The organism is Ruminococcus bicirculans (ex Wegman et al. 2014), assembly GCF_000723465.1.
GTDB classification, from domain to species: domain Bacteria; phylum Bacillota; class Clostridia; order Oscillospirales; family Ruminococcaceae; genus Hominimerdicola; species Hominimerdicola aceti.
In genome coordinates, this window is record NZ_HF545616.1 from 1,171,123 (window position 1) to 1,188,840 (window position 17,718).

Annotated in this window: 19 protein-coding genes; 9 read left to right on the forward strand and 10 right to left on the reverse strand. The window is 42.9% G+C overall.

Annotated elements, in window-relative coordinates; all coding sequences use genetic code 11:
• Position 1: 1 nt before the first annotated feature.
• The 9 genes from RBI_RS05315 (at position 2) to RBI_RS05355 (ending at position 9,894) form a co-directional block, all read left to right on the forward strand.
• On the forward strand, positions 2-217 hold the full coding sequence (locus RBI_RS05315) for a DUF3006 domain-containing protein (RefSeq protein WP_038671565.1): 216 nt from the start codon (positions 2-4) through the stop codon (positions 215-217).
• A gap of 26 nt (positions 218-243) precedes the next feature.
• Positions 244-1,116, forward strand: a complete 873-nt coding sequence (locus RBI_RS05320) for a MurR/RpiR family transcriptional regulator (RefSeq protein ID WP_022287306.1) — start codon at positions 244-246, stop codon at positions 1,114-1,116.
• Positions 1,113-2,348 (forward strand): NAD(P)/FAD-dependent oxidoreductase, encoded by a 1,236-nt coding sequence (locus tag RBI_RS05325; protein WP_038671566.1) that lies wholly within the window; start codon positions 1,113-1,115, stop codon positions 2,346-2,348. Before RBI_RS05320 ends, RBI_RS05325 begins: the two co-directional genes overlap by 4 nt.
• Positions 2,349-2,360: 12 nt before the next feature.
• On the forward strand, positions 2,361-3,044 hold the full coding sequence (cmk, locus tag RBI_RS05330) for a (d)CMP kinase (protein WP_038671569.1): 684 nt from the start codon (positions 2,361-2,363) through the stop codon (positions 3,042-3,044).
• Between the two features lie 23 nt (positions 3,045-3,067).
• Positions 3,068-3,691, forward strand: coding sequence for a lysophospholipid acyltransferase family protein (locus RBI_RS05335; protein WP_158455105.1), 624 nt, complete (start codon positions 3,068-3,070; stop codon positions 3,689-3,691).
• Positions 3,692-5,650 (forward strand): bifunctional 4-hydroxy-3-methylbut-2-enyl diphosphate reductase/30S ribosomal protein S1, encoded by a 1,959-nt coding sequence (locus RBI_RS05340; RefSeq protein WP_022287303.1) that lies wholly within the window; start codon positions 3,692-3,694, stop codon positions 5,648-5,650.
• Positions 5,651-5,829: 179 nt separating this feature from the next.
• Positions 5,830-8,052, forward strand: coding sequence for a transglycosylase domain-containing protein (locus RBI_RS05345; RefSeq protein ID WP_038671571.1), 2,223 nt, complete (start codon positions 5,830-5,832; stop codon positions 8,050-8,052).
• A 49-nt stretch (positions 8,053-8,101) separates the two neighbouring features.
• Positions 8,102-9,220, forward strand: a complete 1,119-nt coding sequence (locus tag RBI_RS05350) for a THUMP domain-containing class I SAM-dependent RNA methyltransferase (RefSeq protein WP_038671573.1) — start codon at positions 8,102-8,104, stop codon at positions 9,218-9,220.
• 14 nt (positions 9,221-9,234) lie between these two features.
• Positions 9,235-9,894: an HAD family hydrolase gene (locus tag RBI_RS05355; protein ID WP_242843619.1), complete on the forward strand. Its 660-nt coding sequence runs from the start codon at positions 9,235-9,237 to the stop codon at positions 9,892-9,894.
• A 484-nt stretch (positions 9,895-10,378) separates the two neighbouring features.
• On the opposite strand, the gene RBI_RS05360 is transcribed toward RBI_RS05355, so the two are convergent.
• From RBI_RS05360 to RBI_RS05405, 10 genes are all read right to left on the reverse strand, one after another.
• The gene (locus RBI_RS05360; RefSeq protein ID WP_038671575.1) at positions 10,379-10,636 is read right to left on the reverse strand and encodes a hypothetical protein; all 258 of its coding nucleotides are present in this window, start codon (positions 10,634-10,636) and stop codon (positions 10,379-10,381) included.
• Positions 10,637-10,640: 4 nt separating this feature from the next.
• The gene (locus RBI_RS05365; RefSeq protein ID WP_038671578.1) at positions 10,641-10,970 is read right to left on the reverse strand and encodes a hypothetical protein; all 330 of its coding nucleotides are present in this window, start codon (positions 10,968-10,970) and stop codon (positions 10,641-10,643) included.
• A gap of 225 nt (positions 10,971-11,195) precedes the next feature.
• Entirely contained in the window at positions 11,196-12,116 is a 921-nt protein-coding gene (gene tsf / locus RBI_RS05370; protein WP_022287299.1) for a translation elongation factor Ts, read from the reverse strand.
• A gap of 75 nt (positions 12,117-12,191) precedes the next feature.
• Positions 12,192-12,935 (reverse strand): 30S ribosomal protein S2, encoded by a 744-nt coding sequence (gene rpsB, locus RBI_RS05375; protein ID WP_038671579.1) that lies wholly within the window; start codon positions 12,933-12,935, stop codon positions 12,192-12,194.
• A gap of 175 nt (positions 12,936-13,110) precedes the next feature.
• Positions 13,111-13,401, reverse strand: coding sequence for a YlmC/YmxH family sporulation protein (locus tag RBI_RS05380; RefSeq protein WP_038671581.1), 291 nt, complete (start codon positions 13,399-13,401; stop codon positions 13,111-13,113).
• Positions 13,402-13,465: 64 nt separating this feature from the next.
• Positions 13,466-14,251 carry a sporulation initiation factor Spo0A C-terminal domain-containing protein gene (locus tag RBI_RS05385; protein WP_038671583.1) on the reverse strand — a complete coding sequence of 262 codons (786 nt, stop codon included), beginning with the start codon at positions 14,249-14,251 and terminating at the stop codon, positions 13,466-13,468.
• Positions 14,252-14,432: 181 nt separating this feature from the next.
• Positions 14,433-15,203, reverse strand: a complete 771-nt coding sequence (gene sigG, locus RBI_RS05390) for an RNA polymerase sporulation sigma factor SigG (protein WP_038671585.1) — start codon at positions 15,201-15,203, stop codon at positions 14,433-14,435.
• A gap of 138 nt (positions 15,204-15,341) precedes the next feature.
• Positions 15,342-15,551 (reverse strand): hypothetical protein, encoded by a 210-nt coding sequence (locus tag RBI_RS05395; protein WP_038671587.1) that lies wholly within the window; start codon positions 15,549-15,551, stop codon positions 15,342-15,344.
• Between the two features lie 2 nt (positions 15,552-15,553).
• Positions 15,554-16,669: a phosphodiester glycosidase family protein gene (locus RBI_RS05400; RefSeq protein WP_242843621.1), complete on the reverse strand. Its 1,116-nt coding sequence runs from the start codon at positions 16,667-16,669 to the stop codon at positions 15,554-15,556.
• Positions 16,659-17,705, reverse strand: a complete 1,047-nt coding sequence (locus RBI_RS05405; protein WP_242843622.1) for a bifunctional glycosyltransferase family 2/GtrA family protein — start codon at positions 17,703-17,705, stop codon at positions 16,659-16,661. Before RBI_RS05405 ends, RBI_RS05400 begins: the two co-directional genes overlap by 11 nt.
• Between the last annotated feature and the right edge of the window lie 13 nt (positions 17,706-17,718).

The window sequence follows — 17,718 nt, forward strand, 5'->3', positions numbered from 1 at the left end:
TATGGAAGAGATTCTTATAGTTGACAGGATAGAAAACGGCTATGCCGTGTGCGAAACTGAGCAGGGAGAAAAAAAGGATATACCGCTTTCTGAAACAAAAGACGTTCACGAGGGTGATGTGCTTATCTTAAAGGACGGCGTTTATATCCCGGATAAGGACAAAACAGAAGCAAGAAGAAAAAGGATACTCGCCCTACAGGAGGATCTGTGGGATTAAATATATGCTGAAAGGTATAGATAGAAATGGAAAAAGATTTATTTACGCTTATCAATGAAAAGCTTTCAGGCTTGTCAAAGGGACACAAGCTAATTGCGAACTACATTCTCTCCCACTATGACAAAGCGGCTTTTATGACGGCTCAGAAGCTTGGAAAAACTGTGGGCGTCAGCGAATCAACGGTGGTAAGATTTGCCTCAGAGCTTGGCTATGACGGCTATCCTGCCCTTCAAAAAGGCTTGCAGGAGCTTATGAGAAACAAGCTTACAACTGTTCAGAGAATAGAGGTCACTTCCGACCTTATGAGCAGTGACAACGTGCTTGAAAGGGTACTCAATCTCGACATCGACAAGATAAGGCGTACTTTGGAGGAAACCTCAAAGGAGGACTTTAACAATGCCGTTGACACTATCGTTTCCTGCAATACCCTTTACATAATGGGTACGAGAAGTGCAGCTTCTATCGCTTCGTTCCTTGCTTATTATCTGGGACTTATTTTCCCCCATGTAAAGCTCGTTCAGAGTACGACTACTTCCGAGCTTTTTGAAAAGATAATGAGAATAGACGAAAAGGACGCCATGATAGGAATTTCTTTCCCAAGATATTCAAAGCAGACTGTCAAGGCTTTGAAGTATGCAAAGAGCAACGGTGCGAACGTTATAGCTATAACAGACTCAAAGGCTTCGCCTATCGCAAAGTATGCAGACAGCCTGCTTCTTGCAAGAAGCGATATGGCTTCTTTCGTTGACTCTCTCGTTGCACCGCTGAGCCTTATAAATGCACTTATCGTTGCGGTATCCATAAGAAATATCGACAGAGTGTCCCAGACCTTTGAACGTCTTGAAAAGGTTTGGGCTGAGTATGACGTTTACGCAAAAAGCGAGGAAGATACACAGTGAGAAGATTTGACGCAGTTATAGCAGGCGCAGGTGCGGCAGGAATGTTCTGCGCAGTTCAGCTTGGCTGGCGTGGAAAGAGCGTTGCTGTTATCGAGCATAGCGGCTGTCAGGGCAGAAAACTCATGATAACAGGCAAGGGCAGGTGTAACGTCACAAACAACTGTACCGCTGACACTGTTATGAAAAATATCCCACGCAACAGCAAGTTCATGTATTCAGCACTGAGCAGATTTTCTCCAGAGGACGTTATGAGCTTCTTTGAGTGCCTTGGGGTGGAGCTTAAAACTGAGCGTGGCAACAGGGTTTTCCCTGTAAGCGACAAAGCAAAGGATATCGTCAAGGCTCTTGTGAAAGCCTGCGAGGACAGTGGTGTGCAGTTTATCGACGATGAGGTAAAAGAGCTTATCATAAAGGACGGCAGAGCAGAGGGCTTTAAATGCGAGCATGGATATTATTATGCAGACAGCGTTATCGTTGCAACTGGCGGAAAGTCCTATCCACGGACAGGCTCAACAGGCGACGGCTATAGGCTTGCCAAGTCTGTGGGGCATAAGGTCACGGCAATAACGCCATCACTTTGCCCTGTGGTCACATATGAGCGTGAGGAATGTGCTTCTGCAATGGGGCTTTCCCTTAGAAACTGCACCTTGACGCTTCGTGAAGAGGACAGAGATAAACCAATTTTCCACGAGCTTGGAGAAATGCTTTTCACACACTTTGGTCTGAGCGGACCGCTTGTACTTTCGGCTTCGGCTCACCTTGGTGATATGAATAAGTCAAGGTATTATATGGATATCGACCTTAAACCTGCACTGAGCCATGAACAGCTCGACAGCAGGATACTTCGTGATTTCGGTGATTTTCCAAACAGGGATTTTCAGAATTCACTGGGCAAACTCCTGCCTTCAAAGATAATACCACTTATAATAAAAAGGTGCGGCATCGATCCTGAGAAAAAGGTCAATCAGATAACCCGTGAGGAGCGTGAAAGGCTTGTTTCCACAGTGAAAAAGCTAACGTTCACAGTGAAGTGTATGCGCCCTGTAGAGGAAGCTATCATCACCCGTGGAGGAGTTGATGTTTCGCAGATAGACCCACGGTCAATGGAGTCAAAGCTGTGTAAAGGACTTTACTTTATCGGTGAGGTGCTTGACGTTGACGCTTATACAGGGGGCTTTAATTTGCAGATAGCGTTTTCCACGGCGTATAGCTGTGCGGATAAAATAGGATAAGGAGATTTTAATATGGGAATAAACGTGGCTCTCGACGGACCTTCCGGAGCAGGAAAGTCCACTATCGCAAAGGCGGTAGCGAAAAAGCTTGAATATGTATATGTAGACACAGGTGCGATGTACCGCTCCATAGCTTATTATGTTATAAGCAAGGGTGCAGACCTTTCTGACCCTGAGCAGATAAAACCCCTTCTTGGTGAGATATCCATAAAGCTTTGCTACACAGAAGCAGGGCAGAGAGTAATGCTCAATGACGAGGACGTTTCAGACAAAATAAGAACGCCTGAGATATCCATGGGTGCGTCAAAGGTGTCTGCTATACCTGAGGTAAGAGAATTTCTGCTTGAACTTCAGAAGAATATCGCAAAAGAAAACAACATCATCATGGACGGCAGAGATATCGGCACTGTGGTTTTGCCAAACGCTGACGTGAAGATTTTCCTCACAGCCGCACCAGAAGCCAGAGCGGAAAGACGTTTCAAGGAGCTTCAGGAAAAGGGCGACAAGTCTACATATGACGAGGTATTGCAGGATATAATCCAGCGTGACTATAACGATACACACAGAGAGATAGCACCGCTGAAAAAGGCTGATGATGCTGTTGAGGTGGACTCTACTGAGTTGACTCTTGAAGAGTCTGTTGAGGCTATCTACAAGGTAATAACCGACAAGACTAAAAAAAAGAGCGTAAGATAAAAGAGATAATGCCGGTGAGACCTGTGAAAAAAGAACACAGGCTTGGTCATTTCCATATGTTTTGGTACACAGTGCTGAGATATATCGTTATCGGACTTTATCATCTGTATTTTAACATCACTTTCGAGGGTACGGAAAATATCCCAAAGGACGGTGGGAATATATTCGCATCAAATCACAGAAGCTATCAGGACCCTGTTTTTATCGCACTGCCAACAAGAGTGCCGCTTTCTTATATGGCTAAGGAGGAGCTTTTTCATCAGAATGTGTTCTTCACTCTGCTTATAAAAGCGTTCGGAGCATTCCCTGTTACAAGAGGAAAGGGCGACACTCAGGTCATAGATACATCTATAGAAAAGCTTGAAAAGGGCAGAAACCTTGTCATATTCCCTGAGGGAACACGTTCAAAGGACGGCAAGGTAGGAAAGGGCAAAACAGGTGTTGCATTGGTGGCGGCTGTGGCTCAGGTGCCTGTGGTCCCTGTTGGTATCAATTTCGAGGGCAAGCTCAAATTCAGAAAGCGTGTAGTTGTAAGATTTGGAAAGCCTATAGTGCCTTGCGAGATAGGCGTTACAGCCACCGACCCTCATTCTCTTAGGACTATCAAGAACGAGATCATGAAAAATATCACGGAGCTGGTACATTAAATGTTAACAAAGTGTAAAATTTGCGTTGCAAAGACCGCAGGTTTCTGTTTTGGTGTAGACAGAGCCGTAAAAATAGTGTATAATGAATTAGATAACCGAAATAATGTTGTAACGTTAGGCCCAATCATTCACAATCCAAACGTAGTTTCTGACCTTGAAGCAAAAGGAGTTTACTCCACCGATGTGGATAAGGTCACGAAAGACCAGACAGTTGTTATCAGATCCCACGGAGTTGGACTGGACGTGTATGAAAAGCTTGCAAAGGTAGGTGCGGAGGTAATTGACGCTACCTGTCCCTTTGTGGCAAGGATACACAAGATAGCAGCCGAAAAATCGGGCGAGGGATACGTTATTCTTATCGCAGGTGATGAGGCTCACCCGGAAATAATGGGTATAAGAGGTCATTGCAGCGGAGAGAGTTATGTGTTCAGTTCATGTGACGATTTTGAAAATTTGGTGAAAGAGAAAGATTTTTCGTCAAAAAAGGTTGCAATTCTGGCTCAGACAACGTATAATAAGAATATGTGGAGAAAGTGCGAAGAGCTTTTTGAGAGGTATCTGCCTGAGGCTGTGGTGTATAACACCATATGCAGTGCCACTTCTGAAAGACAGAAGGAGGCGGCGGAGCTTGCGAAGGCTGCCGACATAATGATAATAGTCGGAGGGCTGCACAGCTCCAATACTCACAAGCTTAAAGCCATATGCGATGAATATTGCAAATGTTGGCTTGTGGAGGACGCCGAAGGACTGAGGGCATGTGATATTGACTTATCAGGTGCAAAATTTATCGGGATTTCTGCTGGTGCATCGACGCCGGCTTATATAATCAAGGAGGTACAACAGACCATGAGTGAAATGTTGAACAATGTTGACGAAGAATTTAATTTTGAGGAGGAACTGGAAAAGACTCTGAAAAAAATACATACGGGAATGAAGGTTGAGGGCGTTGTCACCGATATCAATAACGGTGAAGTAGCCGTAGATATCGGAACAAAGCACACAGGCTATATTCCTGCATCTGAACTTACAGATGATCCTACTAAGAAGCCAGAGGATATCGTAAAGGTAGGCGACAAGATCGATCTGATCGTTCTTAAGACAAATGACCAGGAGGGTATCGTTACACTTTCTAAGAAGAAGGTTGACGCAGTTCTTGGTTTCCAGAAGATAGTTGAGGCTAAGGAAGCTGACGCTACACTTACAGGTACAGTTACAAACGTTGTTAAGGGCGGTGTACTCGTATCAGCTAACGGTGTTAAGGTATTTATCCCTGCTTCACAGGCAGCTCCAAGAAGAGATTTCGATCTTAACGATCTGCTCAAGCAGTCAGTAAGCTTCAAGATCCTTGAGGTAAACGAGGCTAAGCAGAGAGCAGTTGGTTCTATCCGTGCAGTAGCAAGAGAGGAAAGAGCAGCAGCTCAGGCTAAGTTCTTTGAGACAGCTCAGATCGGTTCTGAGGTAGAGGGTACAGTTAAGTCTATCACAGATTACGGCGTATTCGTAGATCTCGGTGGTGTTGACGGCCTTATTAGAAGAATGGATCTTTCTTGGAACAGGATCAAGCACCCTTCAGACGTTGTTTCCGTTGGCGATAAGATCACTGTTACTATCAAGGATATCGACAGCGAAACAAAGAAGGTTTCATTGACATATAAGAAGGCTTCTGAGAATCCATGGGAGATCTTCAAGGCTAATTATGAGGTAGGTCAGGTAGTTAAGGCTACTGTTGTTTCTATCACAAGCTTTGGTGCTTTTGCACAGATCATTGACGGTATCGACGGTCTTATCCATATCTCTCAGATCGCTAACCAGAGAGTAAACAATGTTGCAGATATCCTTTCTGTAGGTCAGGTAGTTGATTGCCAGATCACAGAGATCGATCTCGACAAGAAGAGGATCAGCCTGTCTATGAGAGCTTTGCTTCCTGCTGATGACGAGGCTTCTGAGGACGCTGAATAAGCAATAAAATTCATGGGGGCGAGTGATCGCCCTCGTTTTTTATTTTCAATGAAATAACGGCAGCTTTGTTCTGTCAAAAAATCCTTAGAAAAAACTAAAGATTTACCGAAAAGACTTAACTTTTTGATTCGTATGTGGTATAATAATATCAGATCAAATAAAGACGAAAGGTTAAATTTATGGATGAAATAAAAAACACGGCAGTGAAAAAACGCAAAAAGAAAAGATCCACTAATCCTGCTGTCAGAGTTCTCAAAATATTAGGCACAGCTTTGCTGTCGATATTCCTGATACTCATTATCACCTGTTCTATATTTGCAACAGTTCTGACTATTTACGTCCTTAACTTTGCAGATACCACAACAACTATCAGCCTTGATAAGACGGAAACAAGCAACATTTCGAGATTTTTGTCTGTCAACCCTGACTATGATGAAGATGATGAGGATTCACAGGAGTATGACCTTTATTATGCTCTGAAAAACAGCAATAAGCACGTTGTATGGGCTGATCTTGAGGATATCCCTCAGTATGTTCAGGACGCTTTTGTGTACACCGAGGACGAGAGATTTTATTCTCATGACGGCGTTGACTTCAAGAGAACGTTCGCTTCATTTGTCAATGTATTCATTCCGATATACGGCGGCAGACAGATAGGTGGTTCGACTATCACTCAGCAGACTATCAAGAACATCACGGGTGATGACTCCAGAGATTCTATCCATGGTATCGAGCGTAAGATACGAGAGATCTTCCGTTCTATCAACGTGGAAAAGACCTACACAAAGGAAGATATCCTCCAAAGCTATCTTAACCTTGTGCCACTGACAACTCAGGAGTATGATATCATCGGAGTTCAGGCTGCTGCAAACTTCTATTTTGGCAAGGACGTAAAGGATCTTAACCTTGCTGAGGCAGCTTCACTTGCGGGTATGACAAGCTGGCCTGCTGCAAACAACCCATATGATAATATGAAAAACAACAAGCTCAGACAGAAGTATACGCTGGATCATATGCTCGATAATGGTGCAATTTCTGAGCAGGAATATAACGAAGCCCTCAACTATGAGCTTAAAATAACAGGCGATATAACCTACACAAGCTCATCTATCTATGAGGACGAAACAAAGGATCAGGGTCCGACATCTTATTTCATGGACGCTGCTATCAATCAGACTATACAGATAATCGCTGACTATTATGGCATTTCATGGGAGGACGCTTCCGCAAGACTTTATGACGGCGGATTTACTGCATATACCACTGTTGACAGAAGTATGCAGAAGAAGGTTGAGAAGGAAATGCAGAAGCAAAGCAATTTCACCACCTATGAAATGAACAAAAAGGACGATACTCTGTGGTCAGGCTTTATCGCTATGGACTACCAGGGCAATGTTAAGGCTATCGTTGGCGGACGTGATAAGAAAGAGGAGTCGAGAGTTTATAATATTGCTACTGATGCCAAACGTTCACCAGGTTCTTGTATCAAGCCTATAGCTTCATACGCTCCAGCGCTGGATCAGGATCTTATGACATGGTCAACCCTGTTCACTGATGAGCCTATCACTATTAAGGTAAAGGGCAAGGACAAAAAGTGGCCTGTAAACTATTCTGAAACAGGCGACAGTGCAAACTGGTCTTATCAGCAGCTTACAACTGTAGAAATGCTCACAAGGTCGCTGAACACTCTTCCTGCACAGCTTATCAAAAAAATGACACCTGCTTATTCCTATAACTTCCTTAAGGAAAAGCTTGACATCACTACGCTTGCAGACTCCGACGCTGACTATTCACCAGTAACTGTCGGCGGTCTTACAAATGGTACTAAGCTTGAGGAGCTTGTAGGCGCTTATATGATATTCGGCAATGGCGGTAAGAAGTATGACGTTACCTACGTTTCAAAGGTAGAGGACGCTGACGGAAACGCTATCTATGAAAAGAGCGACGGATACAAGCAGGCTATCAGCGAGTCTACCGCTTACGTTATGAACAGAATGATGCAGAATGTTATAACTCAGCAGGACGGTACTGGTAGATATGCTAAGCTAAACAATACTGACCTTGTCGGTAAGACAGGTACTTCATCTGACTGGTTTGACCTTTCATTTGTAGGCTGTACTCCTGACTACGTTTCAGGTATCTGGATAGGTTATGAAAACCCTGCCACTATCCCTACGAACGAGTATCAGAATATCGGTGCGATTTGGAAGAACGTTTTTGGTGATATCGCTGAGAATGAGAAGCATAAGTCATTTGACAAGACTTTCAAAATGCCCGATACAGTTGAAAAGCTCACCTACTGCACAAAGACAGGTAAGCTTGCGTCAAATTCATGCTATAGCACGGCAACTGGATATTACAAGAAATCCAACGAGCCTGAGTATTGTAGCGGAAATCATTAAAATTAAAGCCTCCATAACTCTATGGAGGCTTTTTTGAAAGGAAATCATTATGGAAAATAAACTGCGAATGTGCGTTCCATGCCATTTTGGGCTTGAAAGCGTGCTTGCATATGAGATAAAAAAGATAGGCGGTGAAAATCTTACCACAACTGACGGGAAGATAAGCTTTGAAGGTGGCTTTGACGTGCTTGCAAAGGCAAATCTTTGGATTGCCACAGGAGAGCGTGTGCTTATCGAGCTTGGCAGCTTTAGAGCAGAAAGCTTTGAACAGCTTTTTGACGGTGTTATGAATCTTCCGCTGGAGAACTTTATCGGCAGGGAGGACGCTTTTCCTGTTAAGGGTCATGCCCTTAATTCAAAGCTTCATTCTATCCCTGATTGTCAGAAGATAATCAAAAAAGCCTGCGTTAAAAGACTTGAAAAAGCCTATGGCATAAGCTATTTTGAGGAAACTGCATCGAAACATCAGATACAGTTTGCTATCCATAAGGACATTGCGACTATCTATCTTGATACATCAGGTGTAGGACTTCACAAGCGTGGCTACAGAAGAAATTCCAACGACGCACCTATCAAGGAAACACTTGCCGCAGGTATAGTTGACCTTGCAAGAGTTCGTGCGGACTCAGTTGTGGTGGATCCTATGTGCGGTTCAGGTACATTTCTTATTGAGTCGGCATACAAGGCACTGAAAGTTGCACCTGGTCTGAGAAGAAATTTTGCGGCAGAGCAGTGGTCACAGATACCTGAAACAGCGTGGCGCAATGCAAGAGCCGAGGCTATGGACGCTATCGACAGGCAGGGTGCATTCAAGGCGTTTGGCTTTGATGTTGATGATATAGCGGTTGAGCTTACAAGAAACAACGCTAAAAAGGCAGGAGTAGGCTCGAAGCTTACAGTAAAACAGCAGGATATCTCAAAATACAGCCAGATAGAGGGTTCGATAACAATTGTCAATCCCCCATATGGCGAGCGTATGCTTGAAATAAAGGAAGCCGAGGAGCTTTATAAGAAAATGGGACAAAGACTTTGCCCGTCAAAGGAGAACCCATGCTATATAATCTCCCCACATGAGGAGTTTGAGGTGTTTTTCGGCAAAAAGGCTGACAAAAAGCGTAAGCTTTACAACGGCATGATAAAATGTAATCTGTATATGTATTTCAAGTGAGGTGCGTGGTGGGTTTGAAATTATCAGAACTTGACGGGATCGTATTCGATATGGACGGCGTTATTTTCGACAGCGAAGTAATAGGTCTTGAAAGCTGGGAGCGCCTTGGAAAGAAATATGGTCTGACCAACGTTCACGAAAATGCTATGAAGTGCATTGGCAGAAGCACTGTTGATACAATGGCTATCCTAGAAGCCGCATATGGTGACAAAGTGTCAATACCCGAACTTTATGACGAAGCAAAAGCCATTTGTGCAGATATTATCGCTGAGTGTGGTTTGCCTCTGAAAAGCGGAGTAAGGGAGTTGCTTTCTTATCTTAAAGAGCGTGATATAAAGGTAGGACTTGCTTCATCAACGTCTTACAAAGGGGTTATCAAAAATCTAAAGGGAGCAGGTCTGCTTGATTATTTCCATGTGATTATTGGCGGAGATATGATAAAACATTCAAAGCCACAGCCTGAGATATATTTACTTGCCTGTGAGAAGCTGGGAGTAAGGCCTGAGAAAACTGTTGCTGTAGAGGACTCTTACAATGGCATAAAGGCGGCTTACAATGCAAAGATGATACCAATAATGGTGCCAGATCTTATTGCACCGACAGATGAGATATTGTCAATGGTGTACAAGAAAATGGATAGTTTGGACGCTGTCCTTGAATATTTTAAAGCATAAACAAAACCCCTCGGCTTATCACCGAGGGGCTTTGCTTTAAGTGTGATGAAATAAATGCAATGTACTCGTCAAATCCTCCACACTCTACTCTAAAAAACAGACCATGCAAGGAATTTCCATCCCAGCAGGAGCGAATAGACTTTTCTTTGGCAAACGCTTACGAAAAGAAACACCCACTCAGTTACAAAACTGAGTGGGCTTTTCGTTTCGCTTTTACTTGACAAAATAGACTTTTCTTTGGCAAACCCTCACGAAAAGAAACACCGCCAATAATCTCACAAGTAACGGTGTTTCTTTTCACTAAATCTTTGGGAGAAACCGCTTAGCCAATAGGCTTATGCAGTACCCTTTTGTCATTTTTATTATATCACAATGCTAATAAAAAGTCAAGAGCTATAAGTTCAGAGGATGCCGCTTCTTATCTTATTTTTCGTTCCAATACATTTTTAGATAGTTTTTCAGTTTCGCTACTAAAAAAGCTACACTACGCAAGATATTTTTTAGTGTGTTCTGTCTGCTCAAAAACGAGCTTGCCATTCTTTTCACGGCGTATCAGCAAAACCAACGGACACGGAGTATCATCAAGAAGTCCATTTGAACCTTTGCTTGGATCACGGTAAGACAACGCCACCGTATTCTTATTCCAGGATTGTGACAACTTTTCAGCCGTATCAAAGTTAAGACCCTGCTGCCTACAATAATCTTTAATTTCGTTTCTCCATTCATCAAAAAGCTTGCACATAATATCACTCCTTTGAGGAATTACCACGAATTATGAGTCTATCCTTGCCCTTTGTGAACAATGCAAACTCATCTCCTGTGTGAGCAGTCAACGCCGAAAGATCAGCCATATTAACGCTTTTCTTATCGACTATTACTTTGCTGTCAAACTCAGAAAGCTTTTCGAGTAGATCCTTTTGGCGATTATTAAGCTCAATACCAAAAACAGCGTTTGGATTGCCCTTACCTGTATGTTTCTGCTCAATAGGCAATTCAATAGTTTTTTCTATTGAATTTATCATTATATTTTCAACTATCTTTCTATCATTATACCTCTTTTCAGAGGCTTCTGTCAAGTCTATTTTTCCTCTGTTGCTGACCTCAACAAAAGAAAAAGGTCAACAAAAAAGAGAGCATCTTATATTTAAGACACTCTCTACTGAAGACATATTAACTTGTACTTATATTATATCGCATAGTCGAATGACGCAGTATAATAAAAGTTGACAAGTTACAATCAAAAGCCCATAAAAAAAGTCCCTCGGCTCACCACCGAGGGACTTTCATTTATGTCAGAAAGATTACTTTGTCATTGCTGCAACTTCGTCAGCGAAGTTCTCTTCCTTCTTCTCTACGCCTTCGCCTCTCTCGAAACGAACGTACTCAACAACGTCGATCTTGCCGCCAAGCTTCTTAGCTACAGACTCAACGTACTTGCCAACAGATACCTTATCATCCTTAACGAATGCCTGCTCAAGGAGGCAGTTCTCAGAATAGTATTTGCCAATCTTACCGTCGATGATCTTGTGCTTAACCTGCTCAGGCTTGTTAGCCATCTTAGGATCTTCAGCCATCTGAGCCAGCATGATCTCTCTCTCCTTGTCAAGAGCGTCAGCAGGAACAGCCTCTCTGTTCAGGTATGCAGGATTCATAGCTGCAACCTGAAGTGCACAGTCCTTACCAGCAGCAAGGAGCTCAGCATTGTCAGCTGCAATGTCAGAATCAAGCTTTACCATAACGCCGATGCTGCCTGCACCGTGAACGTAAGGAACAAGAATGCCTTCCATTCTCTTGAATCTTCTGATTACCATGTTCTCTCTGATCTTGATGAACAGATCCTGAAGTGTCTCTTCAACTGTCTTGTCACCACCGCTGATCTTTGTTGCCTTAAGTGCGTCAACATCAGCAGGGTTTGTCTCGATTACTGTATCAGCAACTGCTGCAACGAAAGCCTTGAACTCATCATTGTTAGCAGCAAAGTCTGTTTCGATGTTTACTTCAAGAACGCAGCCTACGTTGCCCTTAACTACAGCTGTGCAGATACCCTCTGCTGCAACTCTGCCGCTCTTCTTGGCCTGTGTAGCAAGTCCCTTTTCACGGAGAAGTGTTACTGCCTTTTCCATATCGCCGTCAGCTTCTACAAGAGCCTTCTTGCAGTCCATCATGCCAACGCCTGTTGCTGTCATAAGTTCTTTGATCTCTGCTACGGATACCTTACCCATTATTATTCCTCCTAGTGTTTTATATCGAAATAGGCAGACAAATATACTATAAATGCCTGCCTGAAATTTCAGCTCTTATTCAGCAGCCTCGTCAGCTTCTTCCACCTTATCTGCCTCTTCAGCGGACTCAGCGTCCTCACCCTGTCTGCCTTCGATTATAGCGTTAGCCATGCAGCCAGCGATAAGCTTAACTGCTCTGATAGCGTCATCGTTACCTGGGATAACATAATCAACATCGTCAGGATCGCAGTTTGTGTCAACGATAGCTACTACAGGTATGCCAAGCTTCTTAGCCTCTGCTACAGCGATCTTTTCCTTTCTTGGGTCAACAACGAAAAGTGCGCCTGGAAGCTTCTTCATGTTCTTGATACCGCCCATGAACTTTTCAAGCTTTTCTATCTCAAGCTTCAGCTTAACAACTTCCTTCTTAGGGAGAAGGTCGAATGTGCCGTCCTCTTCCATTGTGTGGAGCTGCTCAAGTCTCTTGATTCTCTGCTGGATCGTCTTGTAGTTTGTCATCATACCGCCGAGCCATCTTGCATTTACATAATGTGCATTAGCTCTCAGTGCCTCTTCCTTGATAGAATCTCCAGCCTGCTTCTTTGTACCTACGAAAAGTACCTCTTCGCCATTAGCTGAGATGTCACGGATAAACATATAAGCTTCTTCAAGCTTCTTAACGGTCTTCTGAAGATCGATGATGTAAATTCCGTTTCTTTCTGTGAAAATGTATGGAGCCATTTTAGGGTTCCATCTTCTTGTCTGGTGACCAAAGTGTACACCAGCTTCAAGAAGCTGCTTCATTGATACTACTCCCATTGTAGTAACCTCCTGTTTGGTTTTAGATTTCTGCTTATGCAGATGTTTTTATCCTCCGGACGGCTTTACTTGCTTTCACCTGTCTTACGGCAGGACCAACGGCAAAAACCTGTCCGTGCGAATTGCTTTAATATTATATCATATTTTCTATTTCATTTCAAGAGCTTTCGACAATTTATTTTAACAAATTTTCGATTTTTACAGTTCTGCTCTTTGTGCATACTGCACTATCGTTGAATTTTACAAGTATGGTATCTTCGCCGATAAGCTCGATATCCGAGCATTTTATGATAATATCCTCATCTCTGCCCATGATACCGAAAGCCCTTGGTTTGCCATAGACGATCAGTGAAACTATGTTCGCTCCCTGAGTATCCATTTCTATATCATCAACATAGCCTATTTTCAGTCCTGTTCGCATATTGACGACCTCTTTATTTCGTAAGCTTGAAAAACTACAGATCATGAAACCTTCCCCTTTCAAAAAAAGTGCATACCCTTTATAATAGGTATGCACTTTGGGGATCGTCCTATGTATGATCGTTTTTGTTTTTGTAATACATCTCCAGCTGATCGTTATACAAATGCTTTATATATAAAGCTATGGTGTTTATGTACATTGCATTTGTAGGCTTTGTTCCGTTAGCAAGGCAACTTTCAAAAAGCATTTGCTTATCCACAGGCTTCATTTTTTCCCAGCCTGAAACTATAGCACTTCTTGTTGAGCGTTCAATAGCTGCAGTGTTTTTTCCGTATTGTTTTTCAATGTCCTTATAAAGTTCGCCTATTTGTACTTTATTACCGTTATATTTGAATATAATAAGAAATATCATGTAGTAGATATGGTCATATCCTGAATGTTTGCGGTTTATGCCCGTTGATGTTATGATCCTATGTATCTCCTTTGAAATATTCTGTCTAAGGATATCAGGATCGACAGGTATCCTTTTTAGCTTGTCAAGCATATAGTGGCATACGTTCTTAGCGTCGTATGGCATAAGTATGTGCAGAATATCATCATAATCGAGAAGAATACGGATCGTTTCTGTGTCATCATAAGTGTAGATGTTATATATTATGGGATGAATGTCATCTTCGTGAAGTATCTCACGAAAATGCAGAAGCTTTTTATATCCCAGCTTACAGCAGTCAATAACGATAACGTCAGGAGTATATTTTACAGCACCTATCTCAAGCTCTATTTCAGTATCACCGCATATATGGACCTTTGTACCCTTGCGTTTAAGTTCCTCGGTCAACAGTTTATGCTGGCCGTCATATGACTCGGAAATAAGGACCGAATAATCAGTCAGCATACACTTCAACTCCCTTATGACGATTTAACATAATAACTCCTATATTATTATATCAAATTTTTTGACTACAAGCAACTTTAATGGCACATTATTAATCAAATTGTTTCAAAAAAGTGACCTTAATGTAATTGTATATAAGAAAAATATTCATAAATGTCGATTTAACGTATTGCGACAGAAGTTAGATACTTTTCTTGATGTGTTCCAATGCACCTTTTTCAAGCCGTGATACCTGTGCCTGAGAGATGCCGATATTTTTTGCTACCTCCACCTGAGTTTGTCCTTTGAAAAAGCGCAGGAAGAGTATATTACGTTCACGAGGCTGAAGCTCACTCATGGCTTGCTTCAATGAAAGCTCTTCAAGCCAGCTTTTATCGTCACAGGAGTCGCTCACCTGATCCAATACATAAAGAGCATCGCCGTTGTCAGAATACACAGGCTCATAGAGTGAGACCGGGTCGGTTATGGCTTCAAGGGCAATGACCACTTGACTAGGCTTTTCGGTGATAGTGTCTGCTATCTGCTCAACAGTAGGTTCTTTCTGGTTTTCGCATATGAGCTGTTCTTTCGCCTGCATTGCTTTATAAGCAAGGTCACGGAGAGAACGGCTCACCCTCATGGGCTGAAAATCACGAAGAAATCTTCTAAGCTCTCCTGCTATCATAGGCACAGCGTAGGTAGAAAACTTCACATCAAGAGAGGTATCGAAATTATCTATCGCCTTGATAAGCCCCACAACACCCACCTGAAAAAGGTCGTCAGGGGAGTCGCTTCGGCTCACAAACTTCTGCAAAACGCTCAGCACGAGCCTGAGATTGCCGTTTATAAGCTCCTCACGGGCTTTCTTGTCACCTGAATGGGCTTTTTTCAAAAGCTCCAGCTTTTCTGACTCTTTCAGCGTTTTAAGCTCATTGGTGTTCACTCCGCTTATCTCAACTTTATTGTACTGCATCGCACGCTCCTGTTAAAAAGCAGCATTTTATGCTGCCGTGATAATATAATTATTACCTTTCGATCAGGAACTATACAGATATTTTTCAGGAAAATCTGACCATAAAAAAATGCAGAGCCGTGTGACTCTGCATTAGTTCTATTCTTTTCTGTCGCTCTTGCGCTGATAGTAGACCGCCAGTATCGCTGTTATTATGGCTGATATGCAAAATGCCAGCAGAAGCTTGTTGGATATTTTTCTGTTTATGAAATTCATTGTAGGGTTGAGTATATCCAATATCCAGAATACAATGAACATTCCCGCAAGTATTATCGTGATATGTGGGAGAATTTTGCTTAGTCTTTTCATTTTTATCCTCCTATATAGATAATGTCGCTGAGGTCACGTCCACCGCCGTCAGGAGCGTTCACAATGCTTTTGTTGAAGTACATCATAGCGGACTTTCCACCGTCAAGATTGAACGCAGACATACAGCCCTCATCGCTCATGATAGCCGCAAGCTCGCTGAGAGTTGCGCCCTTTGAGTAGCCTTCGTTTCTGCCGTCAACTGTCACGAAAATATAGTGGCCTGCCGACACACAGCCGATAGCTGAACGTGGATTTGCACTGTTGAGATATTTTGTTGTGTTGAACGTTTCAAGAACGTTGCCACTTCCGTCAAGAAGCGCAGGACCAAAGTTCCAAGCCTGCCATGCACCTTTTGCTATAACAGCGTCGCTGTCATATTCAGACGGGGAGTAGGTCTGCATTGTGCCGTCTGTGAACAGCACGCACACGTCTGCGTCGTTGACATCATCACGGTATTTTATACCGTTTCTTATAACGATACTGCGTTCTGAATTACCATAGAAATCACCGTTTATGGCGAAAAGAGCTTTGTTTTCCACCGCCATACTGAATACTGAGTCCTTGATGTTCTTACCGAATTCTCCGTCTGCAAAGGCGGCTTTTATCTCGCTTGCGCTTGTGACATAAACATCAGCCACAAAATAGGTTATCTTGTTGCTGCCCTCACCGATAGATTTTTTGTATACTGTCACCTGAGCATTGTCAGTTGAAGCCGAGCCAAGCTCCGCAGAGGTTATGGCACCGTTTGTTATACTGCTTATAGCGTTCTGGTCTGAACGATAGTCGGCAGTGTCCTGATTGCCCCAGTTTCTGCGGTTCGTCTGCTCAGTACGCAGTGTGGTTGTAGCCTTTTCTGCCTGCGGAGCTGTTGTGGTAACTGCAGGCTCGCTGTCGTCCTGCGCAGTGCTTTCTGCCTGCGAGTTGTCAGCCGCATTTGGCAGGGTGAAGCTACCCTCTGCGGAGCTGTCAACTGTTGCGATCACTTCTCCCTTTATTCCTGAGCTTTGCGGCATAACGTAGTCAAAAAGCATGAACACGCCTATCGCTGCCGCTGTAAGCACAACGTCCGTTATGATCATTGCCCAGACAGGCATTGGCTTTTTTGTCTTATTCGTCAATTTTTCTTTCCCTCTTTCTGAAAACGAAACTTTTTTGCGCCGCCCAGCTTATAAAGAAAAGCAGCACTTCTATAAGTATTTTGCTGATATATTTGTTGTGTATGAGATATTTCACACATAGCTCTAGCATTATTGTGTTTGCAGCTAGTATTAATGCGGCAAGCAGAAAGTATTTTGTGGCTGTCTTTGCAATGCCTTCCTTATTTTTAAAGACGAATTTTTTGTTCATCGAAAAGTTGAAAATGGAGCTTATCACTCTTGCACATATGTTAGAAAACGCTACGTTCCCGCTTATCATTGCGAAAATGCTGTAGCAAATATAGTCCACGCAGAAGCTAAGAAGTGATGAGCATGAGAATTTCAGTATATCCTTGTATATTCTCCATGAGTCTTTGATAGGATTAAAATGTGATGACTCGTTTTTGCCAAGGTAAACTGTTTCGATAGGCACTTCATAGAATCTTATGCCTTCTCTTGCACATTCAAGTAGCATATTCATCTCAAACTCATATCTGTCACCGTTTACCGACAGCATAAAAGGTATGAGCTTTGAGGAAAAACCACGCAAGCCCGTCTGCGTGTCGCTTACCTTTACTCCTGCGGCAAATGAGAAAACAAATTTTGTGATATTGTTGCCGAATTTGCTTCGCAGCGGTATCTTTCCTGAAAATCTGCGACAACCCATAATAAGCTTGTCAGGGGAGCTTTTCAGGGCTTCCGACACCCTTATTATATCCTCCACCTTGTGCTGTCCGTCTGCGTCTGCGATGACGATGCCCACAGTGTCGGCTTCATGTTCTTTTATGTATTCAAGTGCGGTTTTTATGCCACGCCCCTTGCCTTTGTTTACCTCATGGGTGAGAACTATGGCTTTTTTTGCGGCTTCGGCAAAAATCGGCAGCTTATCCTTGCCGCTGCCGTCATTAATGACAATTATATGAAAATCGGTCAATGAAGATATATCGTCAATAACAGCCAGCATTTTTTCATCAGGCTCATAAGCGGGTATCACCGCATAAAATCTATCTATCGCCAAGATATCTTCTCCT